General features: G+C 53.8%; 1 rRNA gene. It reads left to right on the top strand.

The window, feature by feature from the left end:
* Positions 1 to 21: 21 nt before the first annotated feature.
* Positions 22 to 2,931: ribosomal RNA gene (locus Xets_RS26785) — 23S ribosomal RNA — on the top strand.
* Positions 2,932 to 2,965: the final 34 nt, after the last annotated feature.

Raw genomic sequence — 2,965 nt, 5'->3', positions numbered from 1 at the left:
GAAGACACCTTCGGGTTGTGAGGTTAAGCGACTAAGCGTACACGGTGGATGCCTAGGCAGTCAGAGGCGATGAAGGACGTGCTAATCTGCGAAAAGCGCCGGTGAGCTGATATGAAGCGCTATCAGCCGGCGATGTCCGAATGGGGAAACCCAGTGCAATCCGTTGCACTATCCTTACCTGAATTCATAGGGTAAGGAGGCGAACCGGGGGAACTGAAACATCTCAGTACCCCGAGGAAAAGAAATCAACCGAGATTCCCCCAGTAGCGGCGAGCGAACGGGGAGGAGCCCAGAGCCATCAGCGATATGAGTGTCAGGAGAACGGTCTGGAAAGGCCGGCAGTAAAGGGTGAGAGCCCCGTATCCGAAGACACTGGTATTGTGAGCTCAACGAGTAGGGCGGGACACGTGGTATCCTGTCTGAACATGGGGGGACCATCCTCCAAGGCTAAATACTCCTGACTGACCGATAGTGAACCAGTACCGTGAGGGAAAGGCGAAAAGAACCCCGGCGAGGGGAGTGAAAGAGAACCTGAAACCGTGTACGTACAAGCAGTGGGAGCCTTGATTTATCAGGGTGACTGCGTACCTTTTGTATAATGGGTCAGCGACTTATATTCTGTAGCAAGGTTAACCGCATAGGGGAGCCGCAGGGAAACCGAGTCTTAACTGGGCGTTAAGTTGCAGGGTATAGACCCGAAACCCGGTGATCTAGCCATGGGCAGGTTGAAGGTTGGGTAACACTAACTGGAGGACCGAACCGACTAATGTTGAAAAATTAGCGGATGACTTGTGGCTGGGGGTGAAAGGCCAATCAAACCGGGAGATAGCTGGTTCTCCCCGAAAGCTATTTAGGTAGCGCCTCGTGAAGTCATCTTCGGGGGTAGAGCACTGTTTCGGCTAGGGGGTCATCCCGACTTACCAACCCGATGCAAACTGCGAATACCGAAGAATGTTATCACGGGAGACACACGGCGGGTGCTAACGTCCGTCGTGAAGAGGGAAACAACCCAGACCGCCAGCTAAGGTCCCGAAGTCATGGTTAAGTGGGAAACGAAGTGGGAAGGCTCAGACAGCCAGGATGTTGGCTTAGAAGCAGCCATCATTTAAAGAAAGCGTAATAGCTCACTGGTCGAGTCGGCCTGCGCGGAAGATGTAACGGGGCTAAACCATGCACCGAAGCTGCGGCAGCGACACGAATGTGTTGTTGGGTAGGGGAGCGTTCTGTAAGCCGGTGAAGGTGAACTGTGAGGTTTGCTGGAGGTATCAGAAGTGCGAATGCTGACATAAGTAACGATAAAGCGGGTGAAAAACCCGCTCGCCGGAAGACCAAGGGTTCCTGTCCAACGTTAATCGGGGCAGGGTGAGTCGACCCCTAAGGCGAGGCTGAAAAGCGTAGTCGATGGGAAACAGGTTAATATTCCTGTACTGGCCATAATTGCGATGGGGGGACGGAGAAGGCTAGGCAAGCCGGGCGACGGTCGTCCCGGTTTAAGTGTGTAGGTGGGATAACTTGGCAAATCCGGTTATCCAAGACACTGAGGCACGATGACGAGGCATTACGGTGCTGAAGTTGCTGATGCCCCGCTTCCAGGAAAAGCCCCTAAGCGTCAGATTATGGTCAATCGTACCCCAAACCGACACAGGTGGTCAGGTAGAGAATACTCAGGCGCTTGAGAGAACTCGGGTGAAGGAACTAGGCAAAATGGTGCCGTAACTTCGGGAGAAGGCACGCTGGCGTCAGGTGAAGAAACACGCTTTCGGAGCCGAGGCCAGTCGCAGATACCAGCTGGCTGCAACTGTTTAATAAAAACACAGCACTGTGCAAACACGAAAGTGGACGTATACGGTGTGACGCCTGCCCGGTGCTGGAAGGTTAATTGATGGGGTTAGCCGCAAGGCGACGCTCTTGATCGAAGCCCCAGTAAACGGCGGCCGTAACTATAACGGTCCTAAGGTAGCGAAATTCCTTGTCGGGTAAGTTCCGACCTGCACGAATGGCGTAATGATGGCCAGGCTGTCTCCACCCGAGACTCAGTGAAATTGAACTCGCTGTGAAGATGCAGTGTACCCGCGGCAAGACGGAAAGACCCCGTGAACCTTTACTATAGCTTGACACTGAACCTTGAGCCTTGATGTGTAGGATAGGTGGGAGGCTGTGAAATGTGGACGCCAGTCTGCATGGAGCCATCCTTGAAATACCACCCTTGAATGTTTGATGTTCTAACGTCGGCCCGTTATCCGGGTTGCGGACAGTGTCTGGTGGGTAGTTTGACTGGGGCGGTCTCCTCCCAAAGCGTAACGGAGGAGCACGAAGGTTAGCTAATCACGGTCGGACATCGTGAGGTTAGTGCAATGGCATAAGCTAGCTTGACTGCGAGAGTGACGGCTCGAGCAGGTGCGAAAGCAGGTCATAGTGATCCGGTGGTTCTGTATGGAAGGGCCATCGCTCAACGGATAAAAGGTACTCCGGGGATAACAGGCTGATACCGCCCAAGAGTTCATATCGACGGCGGTGTTTGGCACCTCGATGTCGGCTCATCACATCCTGGGGCTGAAGTAGGTCCCAAGGGTATGGCTGTTCGCCATTTAAAGTGGTACGCGAGCTGGGTTTAGAACGTCGTGAGACAGTTCGGTCCCTATCTGCCGTGGGCGTTGGAAGATTGCAAGGGGCTGCTCCTAGTACGAGAGGACCGGAGTGGACGCACCACTGGTGTTCGGGTTGTCATGCCAATGGCACTGCCCGGTAGCTAAGTGCGGAAGAGATAACCGCTGAAAGCATCTAAGCGGGAAACTTGCCTTAAGATGAGTCTTCCCTTGTCCCTAGAGGACACTGAAGGAACGTTCGAGACGAGGACGTAGATAGGCCGGGTGTGTAAGCGTTGCGAGACGTTGAGCTAACCGGTACTAATGACCCGTGCGGCTTAACCTGACAACACCGAAGGTGTTTTGGGGTTTGAGAGAGA

Origin of the sequence: Xenorhabdus sp. TS4 (assembly GCF_014467265.1) — a bacterium.
Lineage (GTDB): Bacteria > Pseudomonadota > Gammaproteobacteria > Enterobacterales > Enterobacteriaceae > Xenorhabdus > Xenorhabdus ehlersii.
Note: the sequence above shows the minus strand (reverse complement) of the source record. Positions and strands in the feature narration are given on the sequence as shown.